Genomic DNA, 17,973 nt, shown 5'->3' with positions numbered 1-17,973 from the left:
AGCATTTATCGGCACACTGTTGAGTTCTCAAACAACACGCGCACACCCGTCGCACGCTACAAGAGCTGTGTTCCAGGGGCTTGGGTCACCCACTCTACCACCGTGGTGGGAGCTTGGTTCGTGACCCCTCACCCGCGCTCGTTCCCGGCTTACCGGGCCCGTTCCGCGCTGGCAGAGATAAAGTTACACGCCCCTGAAACCCCCCGTTCACCCACCCCCCTCTTAGCACGTTTTCCCAGGTCAAGGCGCCACCTGGACGCCCGCCGTCGATCGCTTGCCCCGACGCAGGACGAGCCAGCGGCCGTGCAGGAGGTCGGTAGCGGCCGGCCGCCACTCCTCGTCGCCGATCTTGACGTTGTTGACGTACGCCCCGCCTTCGTTGACCGCCCGCCTGGCCGCACCCCGGCTGGGGGTGAGCCCGGAGACCACCAGCAGGTCCACGATCGTCGGTCCGTCGGCGAGCCGGACCGACCCGGTCGGCACCTCGGCCATGGCCGCGTCCAGCGTCGACTCGTCCAGCTCACGCAGTTCGCCGCGCCCGAACAACGACTGGCTGGCGGCGATGACCTGCCTGGTCTCGTGCTCCCCGTGCACCAGCCGGGTGAACTCCTCGGCCAGCCGGCGTTGGGCCGCGCGCAGGTGCGGGCGCTCGGCGGTGTCCGCCTCGAGCGCGTCGATCTCCTCCCGCGGCAGGAACGTGAACAGGCGCAGGTAGCGCACCACGTCGGCGTCACCGACGTTGACGAAGTACTGGTACCAGGCGTACGGCGAGGTCAGCGTCGGGTCGAGCCAGATGTTGCCGCCGCCGGTCGACTTGCCGAACTTGCGCCCCTCCGCGTCGGTGACCAGCGGCGAGGTCAGCGCGTGTACCGACGCGCCCTCGATCCGCCGGACCAGCTCGACGCCGCCGACGATGTTGCCCCACTGGTCCGAGCCGCCGGCCTGCAGCGTGCAGCCGTACTGGCGGTACAGCTGCAGGTAGTCGTGCGACTGGAGCAGCAGGTAGCTGAACTCAGTGAACGACATCCCGTCGGCGTCGAGCCGGCGCTTGACCGTCTCCCGGGCGAGCATGACGTTGATCGAGAAGTGCTTGCCGACGTCGCGCAGGAACTCCAGAACGGACAGCTCGCCGGTCCAGTCGAGGTTGTTCACCACGAGCGCGCCGGTGGGAGAGGAGTCGAACTCGACGAACCGCTCGAGCTGACCCCGGATCCGCTCGGCCCACTGGGCCACCACGTCGAGCGAGTTGAGCGTGCGTTCCCCCTGCTCACGCGGGTCACCGATCATTCCGGTCGCCCCTCCGGCGAGCACGATCGGCCGGTGCCCGGCACGCTGGAACCTGGTCAGCATGAGCAGCGGCACGAGGTTGCCCGCGTGCAGGCTCGGTGCGGTGGGATCGAACCCGCAGTAGAGGGTCAGCGGTCCGGCGTCGAGATCGCGACGCAGCGCGCCGAGGTCGGTGGACTGCGCGACCAGTCCGCGCCAGGACAGCTCGTCGAGGATGTGCTCACTCACAGTTGGCCATCCTCTCGCACCCGGCTGGTCCGGTTCACGCGAGTATCAGCGCAGGGTGTCCTGGCGTCGCCGCGAGGCCTTGCCGCCGCGGCGGTAGGTGCTGACCGAGGGCGAGCCGTCCACCCAGAAGCGCCACGGCACGTCGACCGCGACCGCGACGCCGACCCGGGGGCCGGTGCGGATCGCCGTCGCCGGTACCGGCTCGCCGGCCAGGAGGCGCACCGGCGAGCCCTGGTCGGTCAGGTCGAGGCCGTTGTGCTCCCGTTCCAGGCCGAGCACGCCGGTCAGCCTGGCCGGGCCCTTCGCCAGCTCGGCGTCGCTACGCGCGGCGGGACGGCGGGCGCGGGCCTGGTCGAGCCCGGCGACGACCTCGCCGGCGCGCAGCAGCACCGCACCGGGCACCCCGTCGGTCAGCGACACGACGTTCGCGCAGAAGTGCATCCCGTAGACGAAGTACACGTACAGGTGGCCGGCCGGACCGAACATCACCTCGTTGCGCGGGGTCTTCCCCCGGTAGCAGTGCGAGGCGGGATCGTCGCCGCCGCGGTAGGCCTCCACCTCGGTCAGCCGGACGCGCACCTCGCCCGCCTCGAGTTCGCAGCCCAGCAACAGCTTGGCCGCCTCGACGGGGTCGATGGCCAGCTCCTCACGGGTGAGTTGCCGGCTCGGCGGAGGGGAACCGGCAACGGACACGGAGGCGAGCTTATACGGCCACCTGTTGTCGCCGTCGCGCCCTCGCCGGCAGGTACAGGGGTGCGGCGGCGGCCATGACCAGCCCGCCGACCAGCATCGCGGTGCCCGTCGACGCGCCGGTGACCAGACCGGTCAGCACGACCATTCCCAGCGCGGCGAACGCCTGGAACAGCATCGAGTTCATCGACACGACCGTCGTCCGGTGCGCGCCCGACACCTGCTCGTGCAGCAGCGTCATGTGCACCGGGTTCGCCGCGCCGTGGACGAGGTAGGCGGCGAGGAACCCGGCCAGCACGCCGGCCGGTCCGGCGAGCAGACCCATCGCCCCCACCGCCGCCCCCTGTACGAGACAGAGCACCAGCCCGGTCACGGCCGTGCCGATCCGCGCGGTGAGCAACGGGACCAGCGCGGCGCCGGCGGCGGAGACGAGCCAGGCCACCGAGTTCGCCGGGCCGGTGAGCACGGCCGCCGTCGACCGGTCGCCGAGTTGCTCGGCGAGCCGCACCGGCATCAGCGTCTCGTAGGTCACGACGCCGAAGCCCCAGAAAGCCTCCACCAGCAGCAGGCAGACCAACACCCGGGAGGCGCGGACGAGCCGCACCCCCTCCCCCACTACCCGGGGTACCTCGCGGACCGAGCCGAGGAACCGGCGCCGGCCCGCCGGGTGCGGCGGTTCGTGGACCAGCAACACGATCGCCAGCAGGCCGCAGAGCTGGACGACCAGGATCAACAGGACCGGCAGGACCAGCGTCGGGACGCCCGGCACCTCGACCCAGGCGACGAGGCCGCCGGTGACCAGCGCTCCCCCGGCGATGCCCAGTCCCAGCGCGGTCCCCCCGGCCGACAGACCGCGGTCGAGCCGGACCGACGGGTCCGCCGCGAGAGCGCTGTCGACGTACCAGGACTCCAGTGGTCCGCTGTCCAGTGCCCGGTAGATGCCCTGGAGCAGGTAGGAGGCCGCGAACAGGGCGAGCGAGTCCGCCACCACGAACAGCGCGGTCGCCCCCAGCGCCACGCAGCTGCCGACAAGCAACACCGGCCGGCGCCCCCACGAGTCGGACAGCCCGCCGGTCGGTAGCTCCAGCACCAGCACGACCACGCCCTGCATGGCCGCGGCGAGCCCGATCTCGGCGACCGTGAGCCCGCGCTCCAACGGCAGCAGCACGAGGACCGGCACGATCAACCCGACCGGGAACCAGCGCAGCACCAGCAGAAACAGGTAGCGTCGCCGGATCTCGGCGGCGCTCATGAGGCGACCCACTCGTCCGGATCGGTCGGCACCGCCTGGACGTAGAGCGAGATCCGCCGGGTGTCCTCGCCACGTGCGGCGGCGGCGCGTTCGATGTGGCGGGCGATCACCGCCTCGAGCTCCTCGTTCAGCGCGGCGAGCTGCTCGGCGGTCATCTCCAGCAGGTAGTCGGACATGCCGGCTGCGTCGCGCCATTCGAGCGGCCAGCCTGGGCGGACCTCCTCCCACCGGCGGACCTTGTCCAGGTAGGTGCGCCAGTAGTGCTGGCGCAGCCAGTTCGACGCCGCCATGGCGTCCGGGTCGCCCTCGACGTCGGCGTCGCGCCAGCTGTGCGACTCCTGGGCCGCGGCCCAGAACCGCTGCCGGCCCTGGCCCTCGCCGGTCTCCCGTACCAGCTCGACCTCGGCGAGCTTGCGCAGGTGGTAGCTGGTCGCTCCGGTGTTGGTCGCCAGCCGCGCGGCAAGGGTGGTCGCGGTGGCGGGCCCACGCGTGCGCAGTTCGCTGAGCAGCCGTGCCCGGAGCGGGTGCGCGAGCACCCGCATGGCGCGGCCGTCCAGCGCGAGATTGTCCGTCATGTGTGCACAATAACTGTGCACGCAGATTATGCACAACTATTGTGCATACCATCTCCGCAGCTCACCCAACACCTCCGGGACGGCTGCCCGCTGCTCGGCGACCCGAGTGGGCGCGGTGCCGCCGAAGGCGTCCCGCGAGGCCACGGATCCCTCGACCGTCAACACGTCGCGGACCTCGGGCGAGAGCGCCGGGTGCACGCCCGTCAACTCCTCGTCGGTCAGCTCGTCCAGGCCCACCCCGCGGGACTCGGCGATCCGCACGCAGTCCCCCGCCGCCTCGTGCGCCACCCGGAACGGGACACCCTGGCGCACCAGCCACTCGGCGACGTCGGTGGCCAGCGTGAACCCGGCCGGGGCCAGCGCGGCCAGCCGGTCGGTGTCGAACCGCAGGGTGGCGACCATGCCGGCGATCGCCGGCAACAGCAGCTCGAGCTGCTCCACCGAGTCGAACAGCGGCTCCTTGTCCTCCTGCAGGTCGCGGTTGTAGGTCAGCGGCTGCGCCTTGAGCACGGCGAGCAAGCCAGTCAGGTTGCCGATCAGGCGGCCGGCCTTTCCCCGGGTCAGCTCGGCGATGTCGGGGTTCTTCTTCTGCGGCATGATCGAGCTGCCGGTGGCCCAGGCGTCGTCGAGCACGGCGTAGCCGAACTCCGCGGTGGTCCAGATGATCACCTCCTCGGCGATCCTGGACAGGTCGACGCCGAGCATCGCCAGGCAGAACGCCAGCTCCGCGGCGAAGTCCCGGGACGCGACGCCGTCCATCGAGTTCGCCGCGGCCGAGTCGAAGCCCAGCTCGGCCGCCACCGCCGCCGGGTCGAGGCCGAGCGAGGATCCCGCCAGCGCACCCGACCCGTAGGAGGACACCGCCGCACGGCGGTCCCAGTCCCGCAGCCGGTCCACGTCACGCAGCAGCGCCTGCACGTGGGCCAGCAGGTGGTGGGCGAGCAGCACCGGCTGGGCGTGCTGGAGGTGGGTGCGCCCCGGCATCACCGCGTCCGGGTGCCGGTCGGCCTGCGCCAGCAGCGCCTCGACGACCTCCACCACCCCGGCCGCGACCCGGCGGGCCGCGTCCCGCAGCCACATCCGGAACAGCGTCGCGACCTGGTCGTTGCGCGAGCGCCCGGCGCGGAGCTTGCCGCCGAGCTCGGCACCGGCTCGCTCGAGCAGCCCGCGTTCGAGCGCGGTGTGCACGTCCTCGTCGGCGACGGTCGGCGTGAACGCACCGGACTCGACGTCGGCGGCGAGCCGGTCGAGTGCGGCGAGCATGCCGGCCAGCTCGTCGTCGGTGAGCAGCTTGGCGGCGTGCAGCACCCGGGCGTGGGCGCGCGAGCCGGCGATGTCGTAGGGCGCGAGCCGCCAGTCGAAGTGGGTCGAGGCGGACAGCGCCGCCAGCGCGTCGGCCGGTCCCGAGCTGAACCGGCCGCCCCACAGCTGCACGGGCTCAGGCATGGCGGTGCTGGTCCCGCTTCGCGGCGATCTTCGACGGCAGGCCCCACAGCTGGACGAAGCCCTTGGCCAGCGACTGGTCGAAGGTGTCGCCCTCGTCGTAGGTGGCCAGGTTGAAGTCGTACAGCGAGGCCTCGCTGCGCCGGCCGGTGGGCACCGCGCGTCCGGCGTGCAGGGTCATCCGGATCTCGCCGGAGACGTGCTCCTGGGTCTTGGCGACGAAGGTGTCCAGCGCGTCCTTGAGCGGGGAGAACCAGAGGCCGTCGTAGACCAGCTCCGACCAGCGCTGCTCGACCTGGCGCTTGAACCGGGCCAGGTCGCGCTCGACGGTGACCGACTCCAGCTCCTGGTGCGCGGTGATCAGCGCGATCGCGCCGGGCGCCTCGTACACCTCGCGGCTCTTGATCCCGACCAGCCGGTCCTCGACCATGTCGAGCCGGCCGATCCCGTGGGCGCCGGCGCGGCGGTTGAGCTGCTGGACGGCCTGCAGCACGGTCACCGTCTCGCCGTCGATCGCGACCGGCACCCCCCGGTCGAAGGTGACCACGACCTCGTCGGGGTCACGCGGCTCGGCGGGGTTGTCGGTGTAGGAGTAGACGTCCTCGATCGGCGCGTTCCAGATGTCCTCGAGGAACCCGGTCTCCACCGCCCGGCCCCACACGTTCTGGTCCACCGAGTACGGCGAGGACTTCGTCTGGTCGATCGGCAGGTTCCGGTCGTGCGCCCAGGCGATCGCCTTCTCCCTCGTCCAGGCGAAGTCGCGGACCGGGGCGATCACCTTGAGGTCGGGGGCGAGCGCGCCGATGCCGACCTCGAAGCGGACCTGGTCGTTGCCCTTGCCCGTGCAGCCATGGGACACCGTCGTCGCGCCGTGGTACTTCGCGGCCTCGACCAGGTGCTTGACGATCACGGGCCGGGACAGCGCGGAGACCAGCGGGTAGCGGTCCATGTAGAGCGCGTTGGCCTGCAGCGCGGGCAGGCAGTACTGGTCGGCGAACTCCTCGCGCGCGTCGGTGACCACGGCCTCGACCGCACCGCAGTCCAGCGCGCGCTTGCGGATGGTGTCGAGGTCCTCGCCACCCTGGCCCACGTCGACCGCCACGGCGACGACCTCGGCCCCGGTCTCCTCGGCGATCCAACCGATCGCGACGGAGGTGTCCAACCCCCCGGAGTAGGCGAGGACGATCCGTTCAGTCATGGTGCTGCTCTCCTTCTTCAACATCAGTTCGGGCGGCGAGCGCGGTGAAGCGCTCGGCGAGGTCCTTGCCGGACAGCGGTTCCCTGGCGATGACCATCACGGTGTCGTCACCGGCGATGGTGCCGACCACCTCGTGCAGGGCGGCCCGGTCGATCGCGCTGGCCAGGAACTGCGCGGCACCGGGCGGGGTTCGTAAGACGGTCAGGTTCGCCGAGCAGTCGGCCGACACCAACAGCTCGCCGAGCAGGCGCCCCAGCCGGGAGGTGCCGCCCCGCACGCCGCGCACGGGGCTGCCGTCCTCGGGAATGACGTACACGGCGGCGCCGCCGTCCACCCCGCGCAGCTTGACCGCGCCGAGCTCGTCCAGATCCCGGGAGAGGGTGGCCTGGGTGACCTCGATCCCCTCCGCGGCGAGGAGCTTCGCGAGCTCGGTCTGGCTGCGGATGGCCATCGCCGAGACCAGCTCGACGATCCGCCCCTGCCTGGCGACGCGGGTCGGCTGTGCCGCCGCGGTCATTGTCCCGCCTCCCCCAAAAGCCAGCTGAGCAGCGCCTTCTGTGCGTGCAGGCGGTTCTCCGCCTCGTCCCACGCCGCGCTCGCCGGGCCGTCGAGGATCTCGTCGGTGATCTCGGCGCCGCGGTGGGCGGGCAGGCAGTGCAGCACGACGGCACCGGGCGCGGCGCGAGCCAGCAGCTCGGCGTTGACCTGGAACGGGCGGAACGGCGCGACCCGGTCCTTGCCGTCGTTCTCCTGGCCCATCGAGGTCCACGTGTCGGTCACCAGGACGTCCGCGCCGTCGACCGCGGCATGCGGGTCGGTGAGCAGGGTGAGGCTGGCGCCGGTCTCCTGCGCCCGGTGCTTGGCGTCGAGCAGGATCTCCCCGTGCGGCTGGAAGCCCTCGGGCCCGGCGACCCGCACGTGCAGGCCGGCCGTGGCTCCGCCGAGCAGCAGCGAGTGCGCCATGTTGTTCGCGCCGTCGCCGAGGTAGGTCAGGGTGAGCCCGGCGAGCCGGCCGTGGCGCTCGCGGATCGTCTGCAGGTCGGCGAGCACCTGGCAGGGGTGGAACTCGTTGGTCAGCGCGTTGACCACCGGGATCCGCGAGACCGAGGCCATGGCCGAGATGCGGGCCTGGGCGAAGGTGCGCCAGACCACCGCGTCGACGTAGCGGGAGAGCACCCGAGAGGTGTCCTCGATGGTCTCCTCGCGACCGAGCTGCATGGCGCGCCCGTCGATGACGACCGGCTGGCCGCCGAGCTGGGCGATCCCGACCTCGAAGGACAGCCTGGTGCGCGTGGAGTTCTTCTCGAAGATCGTCGCGATCGACCTGCCGGCCAGCGCGCGGGAGCCGTGCCGGTCGGCCTTGAGCCGGTCGGCCAGGTCGAGCACGGCCAGCTGCTCGGTGGGGGTCAGGTCGTCGTCACGCAGGAAGTGGCGGACCATCAGGACTCCTCGTTCGCCGTGTCCAGTGCCCCCGGCAGCGCCTCGAGGAAGCCGTGCACCTGCTCGGCGTCCACGACCAGCGGTGGGGCGAGCCGGACGGTGTCCGGCTGCACGTTGTTGACCAGGTACCCGCTCCGCTCGGCGGCCGCGGCGACCCCGGCCGCGACCGGTCTGGTCAGCCCGATGCCGAGTAACAGGCCGCTCCCCCGCACCTCGCGCACGAGCGGGTGGCCGAGCGCCTCGATCCCGGCCGCGAGCTCCTTGCCGAGCGTCGCGGCCTGCTCGCACAGGCCGTCGGCGGCGATCGTGCGCAGCACCGCGAGGCCGGCCGCGGAGGTGACCGGGTTGCCCCCGAAGGTCGTGCCGTGCTGGCCGGGCTGGAGGAGGTCGGCCGCGGCGCCGACGCCGATGCAGGCGCCGAGCGGGAGGCCGCCGCCGAGGCCCTTGGCGAGCGTGACCACGTCGGGCGTGACGCCGGCCTGTTGGAAGGCGAACCAGGAGCCGAGCCGGCCCAGACCGGTCTGCACCTCGTCGAGCACGAGCAGCGCACCGGCCTCGGCGGTGATCTCGCGGGCCGCCTGCAGGTAGCCGGCCGGCGCGGGGTACACGCCCGCCTCGCCGAGCACCGGCTCGAGGAACACGGCCGCGGTGTCCTCCCCCACGGCCGCCCGCAGCGCCGCGACGTCGCCGAAGGGGACGTGGGTGACCCCCGGCAGCAGCGGCTCGAACGGGGCGCGCTTGCCCGGCTGGCCGGTGACGGTGAGCGCACCCATCGTGCGGCCGTGGAACGCGCCCTCGCAGGCGACGATCCCGCCGCGGCCGGTGAGCCGGGAGAGCTTCACCGCGGCCTCGACCGCCTCGGCGCCGGAGTTGCAGAACAGCACCTTGGCCTGGCCGGTGAGACCGGCGACGTCGAGCAGGGCCTCGGCGAGCTCGATGGTGACCGGGTTGGCGTACAGGTTCGAGGTGTGGCCGAGGGTGGCGATCTGCTCGGTGACCGCGCGGACGACAGCGGGGTGGGCATGACCGAGGGCGTTGACCGCGATGCCGCCGACGAGGTCGAGGTACCGGTTGCCGTCGGCGTCCCACACGTAGGCGCCCTCGCCCCGGGCGAGCGTGATGCGCGGCGTGCCGTAGTTGTCCATCAGGGACCGGCGCCAGCGCTCCTGGCCATCCACATTGGACGCGGTCATGCCACTCCCTCCTCGGGCAGCACCATCGTGCCGACTCCGCTGCCGGTGAACACCTCGAGCAGCACCGAGTGCGCGAGCCGCCCGTCGATCACGTGGGCGCGCGGCACCCCGCCGCGCACCGCCGCCAGGCACGCCTCCATCTTCGGAATCATCCCGCTGGCCAGGCCCGGCAGCATCCGCTCGAGCTCGTCCGCGTGAACGACGTCGAGCAGGGAGTCCCGGTCGGGCCAGTTCCCGTAGAGGCCCTCGACGTCGGTGAGCACGACGAGCTTCTCCGCCCCGAGCGCGACGGCGATCGCCGCAGCGGCGGTGTCGGCGTTCACGTTGTGCGCCTGACCGTCGGCGTCGGGGGCCACCGTGGAGACCACGGGGATCCGGCCGGCGGTGACGATGTCGAGCAGCGCGTCCGGGTCGACGGCCACTACCTCGCCGACCAGCCCGAGGTCGACCTGCTCACCGTCCACCGTGGCGGTCCGCCGCCGCGCCGTGAGCAGGTTGGCGTCCTCCCCGGAGATGCCGACCGCGTAGGGGCCGTGGGCGTTGATCAGCGCGACCAACTCGCGGCTGACCTGGCCGGTGAGCACCATCCGGACGACGTCCATCGCCTCCGGCGTCGTCACGCGCAGCCCCGCGCGGAACTCGCCGGGGATGCCCAACCGTTCGAGCATGGCCGAGATCTGCGGGCCGCCGCCGTGCACCACCACCGGGTGCAGGCCGGCCAGCTTGAGGAACACCATGTCCTGGGCGAAGGCGGCCTTGAGCGTGTCGTCGACCATCGCGTTGCCGCCGTACTTCACCACGACCGTCGCGCCGTGGAACCGCTGGAGCCACGGCAGTGCCTCGATGAGCACGGCGGCCTTGTGCTGGGCCTCGGTGGAGGTCATGTGGAGTAGGCGCTGTTCTCTTCGACGTAGCCGTGGGACAGGTCGGTGGTGAGCACCGTGGCGCTGCCCTCCCCGGCGTGCAGGTGGATCTCGACGGCGATGTCGCGCCCGCTCAGGTCGGCCGCGGTCCGGTCCTCGCCCGGGGTGCCCGCCCGGCAGACCGGGACGCCGTTGAGCGTGATGTCCAGGGCGGCCGCGTCGAACGCGACCGGCGCGTTGCCCACGGCCATGGCGATGCGGCCCCAGTTGGGGTCGGACCCGAAGAACGCGGTCTTGCAGAGGCTGTCCCGGGCCACCACGCGGGCGGCGACCTCCGCCTCGGCGTCGGTGGCCGCGCCCCGGACCGTGATCGCGACGTGCTTGGTCACGCCCTCGGCGTCGGCCTGGAGCTGGGCGACCAGGTCGGCACAGGCCGCGGTCAGCTCGGCGGTGAACTCCTCGGCCTCGGCGGTGACCCCGGAGGCGCCGGAGCAGAGCAGGAGGACGGTGTCGTTGGTCGAGGTGCCGCCGTCGATGTCGAGGCGGTTGAACGTCACGGCGACCGCGGCGCGCAACGCGGCGTCGACGTCCTCGACGACGGCGTCGGTGGTGAGCATGGCGAGCATCGTGGCCATGTTGGGCGCGCACATGCCGGCGCCCTTGGCGAACCCGCCGACCGACCAGCCGGTCGCGGTCCGCAGGGTCTGCTTGGGCACGGTGTCGGTGGTCATGACGGCGGTCGCCGCGGCCAGACCGGCCTCCTCGGTCGCGGCCAGCCCGTCGAAGGCGGCGTCGACCCCGGCGAGGACCCGGTCCATCGGGAGCCGCCCGCCGATCAGCCCGGTGGAGCAGACCGCGACGTCGACCGCGCCGAGGCCGAGCCGGGCCGCGGCGTGCTCGGCGGTGGCGTGGGTGTCCTGGAAGCCCTCGGGACCGGTGCAGGCGTTGGCCCCGCCGGAGTTCAGCACGACCGCGCGCAGCCGGCCGGTCGTGAGGACCTGCTGGGACCAGAGCACGGGCGCGGCCTTGACCTTGTTCGCGGTGAACAGGCCGGCGGCGCGGTCGAGGGGCCCGTCGTTGACGACGAGGGCGAGGTCCAGGGCACCGCTGGTCTTGATCCCGGCGGCGACCCCGGCGGCCCGGAAGCCCTGAGGTGCGTTGACGGTCACGGGGCGACCCCCACTGTGGACAGGCCGGTTGTCTCCGGCAGACCGAGTGCGATGTTCATCGACTGGACGGCGGCACCGGCGGTTCCCTTGGTGAGGTTGTCCAGGGCGGCCACGGCGACCAGCCGCCCGGCGTCGGCGTCCACGACGACCCGCAGGTGGACGGCGTTGGAGCCGAGGGTGGCGGCGGTGGCCGGCCAGCCGTCGTCGAGCAGGTGCAGGAACGGCTCGTCGGCGTAGGCCTTGCGGTACGCGGCGGTCGCCGCCTCGATGTCCACGCCGGGGCGGACCGGGGCGGAGGCCGTGGTGAGGATTCCCCGGGACATGGGGGCGAGCACCGGTGTGAAGCTGACCCGCACGCGTTCGCCGGCCACCAGACCGAGGTTCTGGGCGATCTCCGGGGTGTGCCGGTGGGTTCCGCCGACGCCGTAGGCGGAGGCCGAGCCCATGACCTCCGAGCCGAGCAGGTGCGGCTTGAGCGAGCGGCCGGCCCCCGAAGTGCCGCTGACCGAGACGACCGTCACGTCGGGCTCGACCAGCCCCGCGGCGAACGCGGGCGCGAGGGCCAGCGTGGCGCCGGTCGGGTAGCAGCCGGGGACCGCGATCCGCTTCGCGTCGGCCAGGGCCGCCCTCGCCCCGGGCAGTTCGGGGAGGCCGTAGGGCCAGGTGCCAGCGTGCTCGCCGCCGTACCAGCGGGTCCAGTCGCCGGCGTCGGTCAGGCGGTGGTCGGCACCGCAGTCGACGACCAGGGTGTCCGGCCCCAGCTCCGCGGCGATCGCGGCGGAGTGGCCGTGCGGCAGCGCGAGGAAGACCACGTCGTGGCCAGCCAGGGTGTCGGTCGTGGTCTCCGCCAGCACCCGGTCGGCGAGCGGCAGGAGGTGGGGCTGGTGCTCGGCGAGCCGGGAACCGGCGCTGCCGCCCGCGGTGAGCGCTCCGATCTCGACCTCGGGATGGCCGAGCAGCAGCCGGAGGAGCTCACCCCCCGCATACCCGCTCGCCCCGGCGACCGCGATCCGTATCGTCACGCGAATGATTATGCACGATCATGCAAACTCACTCAACCGGGTTGTCGCACGGCTCGCCCGACATCGCCTTCACGACCCGGTCCATCACCTCGACCGCCTCGCTCAGGAAGACCGAGAACTCCAGCCGGCTGGGCGAGGTGAGGCGGGACCAGGGTGGGGACGCGACCAGGCCGCCCGCCTCCTCCGGGAACGTCTCGGCGAGCACGGGCTCGGGCAGGAAGCGGTAGGGCGCGCCGGCGGCGCGGGTCCACCGGCGCAGGAGCGCGCCGGACACGGCGCTGTGCAGCACGACGAGGTCGTCGCGGCGCAGGGCGAGGGTGAGCTCGTTGACCAGATCGGTGATCTCGCCGCCGGCAGCCCACGGCGGTCGCTGCCAGCGCTCGCGGACGAGGACGTAGATGCCGTGGACACCGAGGTCGGCGAGCGTGCCGAGCGACCCGACCTCGTCGTTCGGCCCGGTCAGCAGGTGCTCGCCGCGCAGGCGGACCGCGTGGGCACGCCCCGGCTCGGCCAGGGTCCGGCGCAGGAAACCGCGCAACGCCGCGAAGGCGGCCTCCGAGTCCGCTTCGCGGCACTCCAGCACGGTGACCGTGAAGTACGGGGTCAGCTCAGCCAGGGGCGGCACCCCTGGCGTCGCGCGGTTGCTCATGTCACGTCCTCCTCGACCCCCTGGGCGCCCAGAATGGGTTCGAGACCTGGACCAGCTCTGGACCAGAGATTGATCCCGCAGGGCTGTCACCCGTCCGCTCTGCTACGGACGGTCACTTTCACGCGAATGGGCGCGCTCCCAGTTGACGCAGAGTGGTCGCGCCGGACTGTCGGTGCCCGCGCGTACGTTTCGACCATGACCACGACAGCCGCACTGCTGACCTCCCTCCGGGCCGGGCTCGCCGAGCTGGCCGACCCTGCCAAGGCGCCGGACATGCAGCGCTACATGAAGTCCGAGATGCCCTTCCGCGGAGTGTCGGCGCCGCAACGCCGGGCGCTGGGCAGACGGGTGTTCGTCGAGCAGCCGCTGTCCACCGAGGACTCCTGGCGCTCGGCGACGCTGATGTTGTGGCGGGAGGCGGTGTTCCGAGAGGAGCGGTACCTGGCGGTCGACCTCACCGGCGTGGCTCGGTACCGGAAGTGGCAGACGCCGCGCATGCTGCCGGTCTACGAGGAGATGGTCGTCACCGGGGCGTGGTGGGACCTGGTCGACGAGGTGGCCAGCGGCCGGATCGGTCCGCTGCTCCGGGAGCACCGGGAGGAGCTCACCCCGGTGGTCCGCGGCTGGGCGACCGACGACCACCTGTGGAAAAGACGAACGTCGATCATCTGTCAGCTCGGCGCGAAGGAGGACACGGATACGGAGCTGTTGACCGCGTGCATCGAGGCCAATGCGGACGATTCGGATTTCTTCATCCGGAAGGGCATCGGGTGGGCTCTGCGTCAGTTCGCCCGGACCGAGCCGGGGTGGGTGCGGGCGTTCGTGGACACGCATCCCGGGCTGTCCCCGCTGTCTCGAAGGGAGGCGCTCAAGCACCTGTGACAACTGAATGGCGCTGGAGGGCCCGCGGGAGGGCGTGCGGCTGAGCTCGGAGTGAGCTGGGCGTGCTCGGGCGACGTGCTCGGGCGACGTGCTCGGGCGACGTGCTCGGGCGACGTGCTCGGGCGCCGCGTGTGCCGGACCCAGCCCGCCGGACGTGCCACGCGCGACACCGCCAAGCGTCGCCCGCTCGAGCGCGGTACCCGCAGGCCCTGGGTGACCAAGCACGGCACGGCACGGCCAGCGAGCACGTCAGGGCGGCCCGCCGGCGTGGCCAGGCACGGCGTGGCCAAGCGTGGCCCGCTTGGGTGCGGTACCCGCCGGCCCCGGGTGACCGAGGACGGCATGACCAACCTCAGCCAGGCCCGCCAGCCGGCCGAGACCAGGCCCAGCCGGCCACGTGGGGCGTTCAGGCGCGCAGGGTGGCTCCGTACCGTTCGGCTGCGGCGGCTACCGCGGCGTCGCGGGCGGCGGTGGCTTCCTCGACGGTCAGCGTGCGGTCGCGGGCTCGGAAGCGGAGCGCGTAGGCCAGCGACCGCTTGCCCTCGCCCACCTGCTCACCGGTGAACACGTCGAACAGGTTGAGGTCCTCCAGCAGGTCCCCACCACCGCCACGCAGTGCACCGGCGACCTCGGCGACGGGCACCTTGGCGTCGACGACCAGCGCCACGTCCAGCAGGACCGGCGGGTACGGCGACGGCGACGGCGCCGGGCGGCGTTCGACCAGGGGCAGGCCGTCGAGCTTGAGCTCCATGGCGCAGGTGCGCTTGGGCAGGCCGAGCGCGTCGACGACCTTGGGGTGCAGCTCGCCCGCGTAGCCGACGGGAACATCGCCGACCAGCAGCTGGGCGCACCGACCGGGGTGCCACGGGGCGAGTTCGGCCGCGCGGACGGTCAGCTCCACGCCGGCCGCGTCGCCGACGATGCGGCCTGCCTGCACCGCGTCCGCCCAGCCGGCGGGCTCGCCAGGGCCCCACCAGCCCGCGCGCTCACGGTTGCCCGCCAGCACCACGGCCACGTGGGTCGGCTGCTGGGGCAACGCGGCGTGCAGGCTCGCCAGGTCCGCATCGCTCGGGCGGTCGGCCACCCCGACCGTGGGCACCGGGACCTGCTGCGCCTTGGGCAGCACGACCTGGCCGATGTGGTAGAGCGCCACGTCCCGCATCCCGCGGGACACGTTGCGTACGAGCACGTCGAGCATGGCCGGCAGCAGGGTCGTCGCCAGCTCGCTGCGGTCGGCCTCGAGCGGGTTGAGCAGCGACACCGTGCGGCGGCGGTTGTCCTCCGGCGACAGGCCGAACGCGTCCCACACCGTCGGCGACACGAACGGGAACGGGAGGACCTCCACGTACCCGGCCTCGGCCAGCGCCCTGGCCACGGTCCGGCGGCGGCGCTGCGCGGGCGTGGTGCCGGCGCCGGGAGGCGCCGCGGGCAGCACCGACGGGATCGTGTCGTAGCCCTCGAGCCGCAGCACCTCCTCGACCAGGTCGGCCGGCTCGACCAGGTCCGGGCGCCAGCTCGGCGGGAGCACCGTCACGCTGGGACGGCCGTCGTCGGTGGAGCCGACCTCGACGCGGCAGCCGATCTGGGTGAGCCGGCGGACGGTCGCACCGCGGTCGTACTCGACGCCGGCCACCCGGTCGGGGAGGCTGATCGGCATCGTCACCGGGGCCAGCGGGCGCGCACCGCCCTCGTCGGTCCGCCCGGGCTGGATGCTGCCGTCGGCGTGGTCGCGCAGCAGCCGGGCCGCGCGCTCGAGCGCGTGCGGCGGGAGCTGCGGGTCCACCGTGCGCTCGAACCGCTTGGCCGCCTCGCTGGGCAGCTTGTGCCGGCGCACGGTCCTCGCGATCGAGGGCGGGTCCCAGATCGCCGCCTCCAGCAGGATGTCGGTGCTGTCCGGGCGGACCTCGGTGGACGCACCACCCATCACGCCGGCCAGCGAGATCGGGCCGGTGTCGTCGGCGATCACGATGTCGTCGGTGTCGAGCGTGCGCACGGTGTCGTCGAGCGTGGTCAGCTTCTCCCCCGCCGCGGCCCGGCGGACGACGAGGTCGCCCTTGAGCGAGGGCGTGTGGAAGGCGTGCATCGGCTGGCCGGTCTCGAGCATCACGTAGTTCGTGACGTCGACCGGGAACGAGATCGACCGGATCCCGGCGAGCAGCAGCCGCCGGCGCACCCACCAGGGGGTTGGCGCCGTGGGGTCGACGCCGGTGATCCGGCGGGCCACGAACCGCTCGCAGCCCTCGCCGTCCTCGATCCGGACCGGGTAGGCATCGCCCTCGGCCTCGGGCACGTCGACAGCGGCGGCGTCGCGGCCGGCCACGTCCAACGCGCAGGCCAGCTCGCGGGCGAGGCCGCGGATCGAGAAGGCGTAGCCGCGGTCAGGGGTGATCGAGAGCTCGATGATGGTGTCGTCGAGGCCGAGCAGCTCCACCGCGTCGTCACCTGCGGCGGCCTCCCCGCTGGGCAGGACCAGGATGCCGGAGTGCTCGTCGCCCAGCCCCAGCTCGCGCGCCGAGCAGATCATCCCGTCGCTGATCCGGCCGTAGGTCTTGCGCGCCGAGATCGCGAACCCGCCGGGCAGCACCGCGCCGGGCAGCGCGACCACCACCAGGTCGCCCTCGACGAAGTTGGTCGCCCCGCAGATGATGCCGCGGATCCGGGGCTCGTCCGAGCCGTCGGCCACCATCTCCGCGTGGTCCTCGGCCTCGTAGATCTCGACCATGCAGTAGCGGATCGGCTTCTTGTACTCGGTGAGCTCCTCGATCTCGGCGACGCGGCCGACGACGACCGGACCGGTCACCTGTCCGAGAGGAGTGACCTCCTCCACCTCGAAGCCCACCCGCACGAACGCGTCGGCGAGCTGTTCGGCGGTGAACCTCTCGTCCGTCTCCAGGTGCTCGGTGAGCCAGCTGACGGGAACCCGCACGGCGTTCCTTTCGATAACGACGAAAGCTGATCTAGAAGGCCTCGATGCCGAACGGCTCGGTGAACCGGGCGTCGCCCTCCACCATGTCCCGCATGTCGGGGATGCCGTTGCGGAACTGCAGCGTCCGCTCGATGCCCATACCGAACGCGAACCCGGAGTAGACGTCGGGATCGATCCCGCAGGCGCGCAGGACGTTGGGGTTGACCATGCCGCAGCCACCCCACTCCACCCAGCCGGGTCCGCCCTTCTTCTCCTCGAACCACACGTCGGGCTCGGCGGATGGTTCGGTGAACGGGAAGTAGGACGGCCGCAGGCGGATCTTGGCCTTGTCGCCGAACATGGCCCGGGCGAACGCGTCGAGCGTGCCCTTGAGGTGGGCCATCGTCAGGCCCTTGTCCACGGCCAGGCCCTCCACCTGGTGGAACACCGGCGTGTGCGTCGAGTCGAGCTCGTCGGTGCGGAAGGTCCGGCCCGGGCACACCACGTAGACCGGCAGGTCCCGCTCCAGCAGGGCGCGGATCTGCACGGGCGAGGTGTGGGTGCGCAGGACCAGCCCGGAGTCCGCCGGCGCCACGTAGAACGTGTCCTGCATCGTGCGCGCCGGGTGGTCCTTCTTGAAGTTCAGCGCGTCGAAGTTGAACCACTCGGTCTCGAGCTCGGGGCCTTCGGCGATCTCGTACCCCATGCCGACGAACACGTCGGCGATCCGCTCGGAGATCGTGGTGATCGGGTGCCGGGCGCCGCGCGGGACGCGGTCCCAGGGCAGCGTGACGTCGACCCGCTCCTCGCGCAACACCCGCTCGTCGCGTTCGACCACCAGGTCGGCGCGCCGGGCGTCGAACGCCTCGCGCACCGTCTTCTGCGCCTCGTTGACCCGTTTGCCCGCCTCCGAGCGGGCCTTGGGCGGGAGCGCGCCGATCTCGCGCCGGGCCACCATCAGCGGCGCCCGGTCCCCCAGGTGAGCCGGCTTGGCCGCCGCCAGGGCGTCCAGATCGGTCGCGGCCAGGAACTCCTTACGCGCCTGCTCCACGGCGGCCTGCAGGGTCTGCGGCGCGAGCGCCTCGACCTGCTTGGGATCGTAGGAGTCGTTGGCTGCGGACATGGTCGGTGAACAGCTCCCGTAGACGGTGGCCAGTCGGGTGCTCGGCGGCAAGAG

Annotated in this window: 16 protein-coding genes; 1 reads left to right on the top strand and 15 read right to left on the bottom strand. The window is 72.5% G+C overall.

What is annotated here, in order from left to right:
• Window positions 1–240: 240 nt before the first annotated feature.
• Genes tyrS through BU204_RS32660 form a run of 13 tightly spaced genes read right to left on the bottom strand, consistent with a single transcriptional unit; the run spans window position 241 to window position 13,009 of the window.
• Complete coding sequence (gene tyrS, locus BU204_RS32720; protein WP_075129672.1) at window positions 241–1,515, bottom strand: tyrosine--tRNA ligase; 1,275 nt, start codon at window positions 1,513–1,515, stop codon at window positions 241–243.
• 45 nt (window positions 1,516–1,560) lie between these two features.
• Window positions 1,561–2,208, bottom strand: a complete 648-nt coding sequence (locus BU204_RS32715; protein WP_075129671.1) for a DNA-3-methyladenine glycosylase — start codon at window positions 2,206–2,208, stop codon at window positions 1,561–1,563.
• 10 nt (window positions 2,209–2,218) lie between these two features.
• Window positions 2,219–3,457, bottom strand: coding sequence for an MFS transporter (locus BU204_RS32710; RefSeq protein ID WP_075129670.1), 1,239 nt, complete (start codon window positions 3,455–3,457; stop codon window positions 2,219–2,221).
• Window positions 3,454–4,032, bottom strand: a complete 579-nt coding sequence (locus tag BU204_RS32705) for a winged helix-turn-helix domain-containing protein (RefSeq protein WP_075129669.1) — start codon at window positions 4,030–4,032, stop codon at window positions 3,454–3,456. Before BU204_RS32705 ends, BU204_RS32710 begins: the two co-directional genes overlap by 4 nt.
• Window positions 4,033–4,068: 36 nt before the next feature.
• The gene (gene argH, locus BU204_RS32700) at window positions 4,069–5,478 is read right to left on the bottom strand and encodes an argininosuccinate lyase (RefSeq protein ID WP_075129668.1); all 1,410 of its coding nucleotides are present in this window, start codon (window positions 5,476–5,478) and stop codon (window positions 4,069–4,071) included.
• The gene (locus BU204_RS32695; protein WP_075129667.1) at window positions 5,471–6,673 is read right to left on the bottom strand and encodes an argininosuccinate synthase; all 1,203 of its coding nucleotides are present in this window, start codon (window positions 6,671–6,673) and stop codon (window positions 5,471–5,473) included. Before BU204_RS32695 ends, argH begins: the two co-directional genes overlap by 8 nt.
• Window positions 6,666–7,190, bottom strand: a complete 525-nt coding sequence (locus BU204_RS32690) for an arginine repressor (protein ID WP_075129666.1) — start codon at window positions 7,188–7,190, stop codon at window positions 6,666–6,668. Before BU204_RS32690 ends, BU204_RS32695 begins: the two co-directional genes overlap by 8 nt.
• The gene (gene argF / locus BU204_RS32685; RefSeq protein ID WP_075129665.1) at window positions 7,187–8,113 is read right to left on the bottom strand and encodes an ornithine carbamoyltransferase; all 927 of its coding nucleotides are present in this window, start codon (window positions 8,111–8,113) and stop codon (window positions 7,187–7,189) included. Before argF ends, BU204_RS32690 begins: the two co-directional genes overlap by 4 nt.
• Complete coding sequence (locus BU204_RS32680; RefSeq protein ID WP_075129664.1) at window positions 8,113–9,306, bottom strand: acetylornithine transaminase; 1,194 nt, start codon at window positions 9,304–9,306, stop codon at window positions 8,113–8,115. The genes argF and BU204_RS32680 overlap by 1 nt, the downstream gene beginning before the upstream one ends.
• The gene (gene argB, locus BU204_RS32675; protein WP_075129663.1) at window positions 9,303–10,190 is read right to left on the bottom strand and encodes an acetylglutamate kinase; all 888 of its coding nucleotides are present in this window, start codon (window positions 10,188–10,190) and stop codon (window positions 9,303–9,305) included. The genes BU204_RS32680 and argB overlap by 4 nt, the downstream gene beginning before the upstream one ends.
• The gene (gene argJ / locus BU204_RS32670) at window positions 10,187–11,338 is read right to left on the bottom strand and encodes a bifunctional glutamate N-acetyltransferase/amino-acid acetyltransferase ArgJ (RefSeq protein ID WP_075129662.1); all 1,152 of its coding nucleotides are present in this window, start codon (window positions 11,336–11,338) and stop codon (window positions 10,187–10,189) included. Before argJ ends, argB begins: the two co-directional genes overlap by 4 nt.
• A complete protein-coding gene (argC, locus tag BU204_RS32665) occupies window positions 11,335–12,360 on the bottom strand; it encodes an N-acetyl-gamma-glutamyl-phosphate reductase (RefSeq protein WP_075129661.1) in 1,026 nt (341 codons plus the stop codon). Before argC ends, argJ begins: the two co-directional genes overlap by 4 nt.
• A gap of 28 nt (window positions 12,361–12,388) precedes the next feature.
• On the bottom strand, window positions 12,389–13,009 hold the full coding sequence (locus BU204_RS32660; RefSeq protein WP_075129660.1) for a hypothetical protein: 621 nt from the start codon (window positions 13,007–13,009) through the stop codon (window positions 12,389–12,391).
• A 195-nt stretch (window positions 13,010–13,204) separates the two neighbouring features.
• On the opposite strand from BU204_RS32660, the gene BU204_RS32655 reads away from it, so the two are divergent.
• Window positions 13,205–13,891 carry a DNA alkylation repair protein gene (locus BU204_RS32655; protein WP_075129659.1) on the top strand — a complete coding sequence of 229 codons (687 nt, stop codon included), beginning with the start codon at window positions 13,205–13,207 and terminating at the stop codon, window positions 13,889–13,891.
• 406 nt (window positions 13,892–14,297) lie between these two features.
• On the opposite strand, the gene pheT is transcribed toward BU204_RS32655, so the two are convergent.
• Window positions 14,298–16,817, bottom strand: coding sequence for a phenylalanine--tRNA ligase subunit beta (pheT, locus tag BU204_RS32650; protein ID WP_075129658.1), 2,520 nt, complete (start codon window positions 16,815–16,817; stop codon window positions 14,298–14,300).
• A gap of 31 nt (window positions 16,818–16,848) precedes the next feature.
• Entirely contained in the window at window positions 16,849–17,919 is a 1,071-nt protein-coding gene (gene pheS, locus BU204_RS32645) for a phenylalanine--tRNA ligase subunit alpha (protein ID WP_075129676.1), read from the bottom strand.
• Window positions 17,920–17,973: the final 54 nt, after the last annotated feature.

The sequence above is a fragment of the Actinophytocola xanthii genome (assembly GCF_001921205.1).
Classification (GTDB): Bacteria; Actinomycetota; Actinomycetes; order Mycobacteriales; family Pseudonocardiaceae; genus Actinophytocola; species Actinophytocola xanthii.
The sequence above is the reverse complement of the archived record's forward strand: the minus strand, read 5'-3'. Positions and strand labels throughout refer to the sequence as shown.

Bases quoted from the DNA above. Each gene is read 5' to 3' on its own strand.
- BU204_RS32655 (WP_075129659.1), top strand. From the start codon at position 13,205: ATGACCACGACAGCCGCACTGCTGACCTCCCTCCGGGCCGGGCTCGCC.
- argF (WP_075129665.1), bottom strand. From the start codon at position 8,113: ATGGTCCGCCACTTCCTGCGTGACGACGACCTGACCCCCACCGAGCAG.
- BU204_RS32710 (WP_075129670.1), bottom strand. From the start codon at position 3,457: ATGAGCGCCGCCGAGATCCGGCGACGCTACCTGTTTCTGCTGGTGCTG.
- argB (WP_075129663.1), bottom strand. From the start codon at position 10,190: ATGACCTCCACCGAGGCCCAGCACAAGGCCGCCGTGCTCATCGAGGCA.
- pheS (WP_075129676.1), bottom strand. From the start codon at position 17,919: ATGTCCGCAGCCAACGACTCCTACGATCCCAAGCAGGTCGAGGCGCTC.
- BU204_RS32695 (WP_075129667.1), bottom strand. From the start codon at position 6,673: ATGACTGAACGGATCGTCCTCGCCTACTCCGGGGGGTTGGACACCTCC.
- argH (WP_075129668.1), bottom strand. From the start codon at position 5,478: ATGCCTGAGCCCGTGCAGCTGTGGGGCGGCCGGTTCAGCTCGGGACCG.
- BU204_RS32680 (WP_075129664.1), bottom strand. From the start codon at position 9,306: ATGACCGCGTCCAATGTGGATGGCCAGGAGCGCTGGCGCCGGTCCCTG.
- BU204_RS32690 (WP_075129666.1), bottom strand. From the start codon at position 7,190: ATGACCGCGGCGGCACAGCCGACCCGCGTCGCCAGGCAGGGGCGGATC.
- BU204_RS32705 (WP_075129669.1), bottom strand. From the start codon at position 4,032: ATGACGGACAATCTCGCGCTGGACGGCCGCGCCATGCGGGTGCTCGCG.
- BU204_RS32660 (WP_075129660.1), bottom strand. From the start codon at position 13,009: ATGAGCAACCGCGCGACGCCAGGGGTGCCGCCCCTGGCTGAGCTGACC.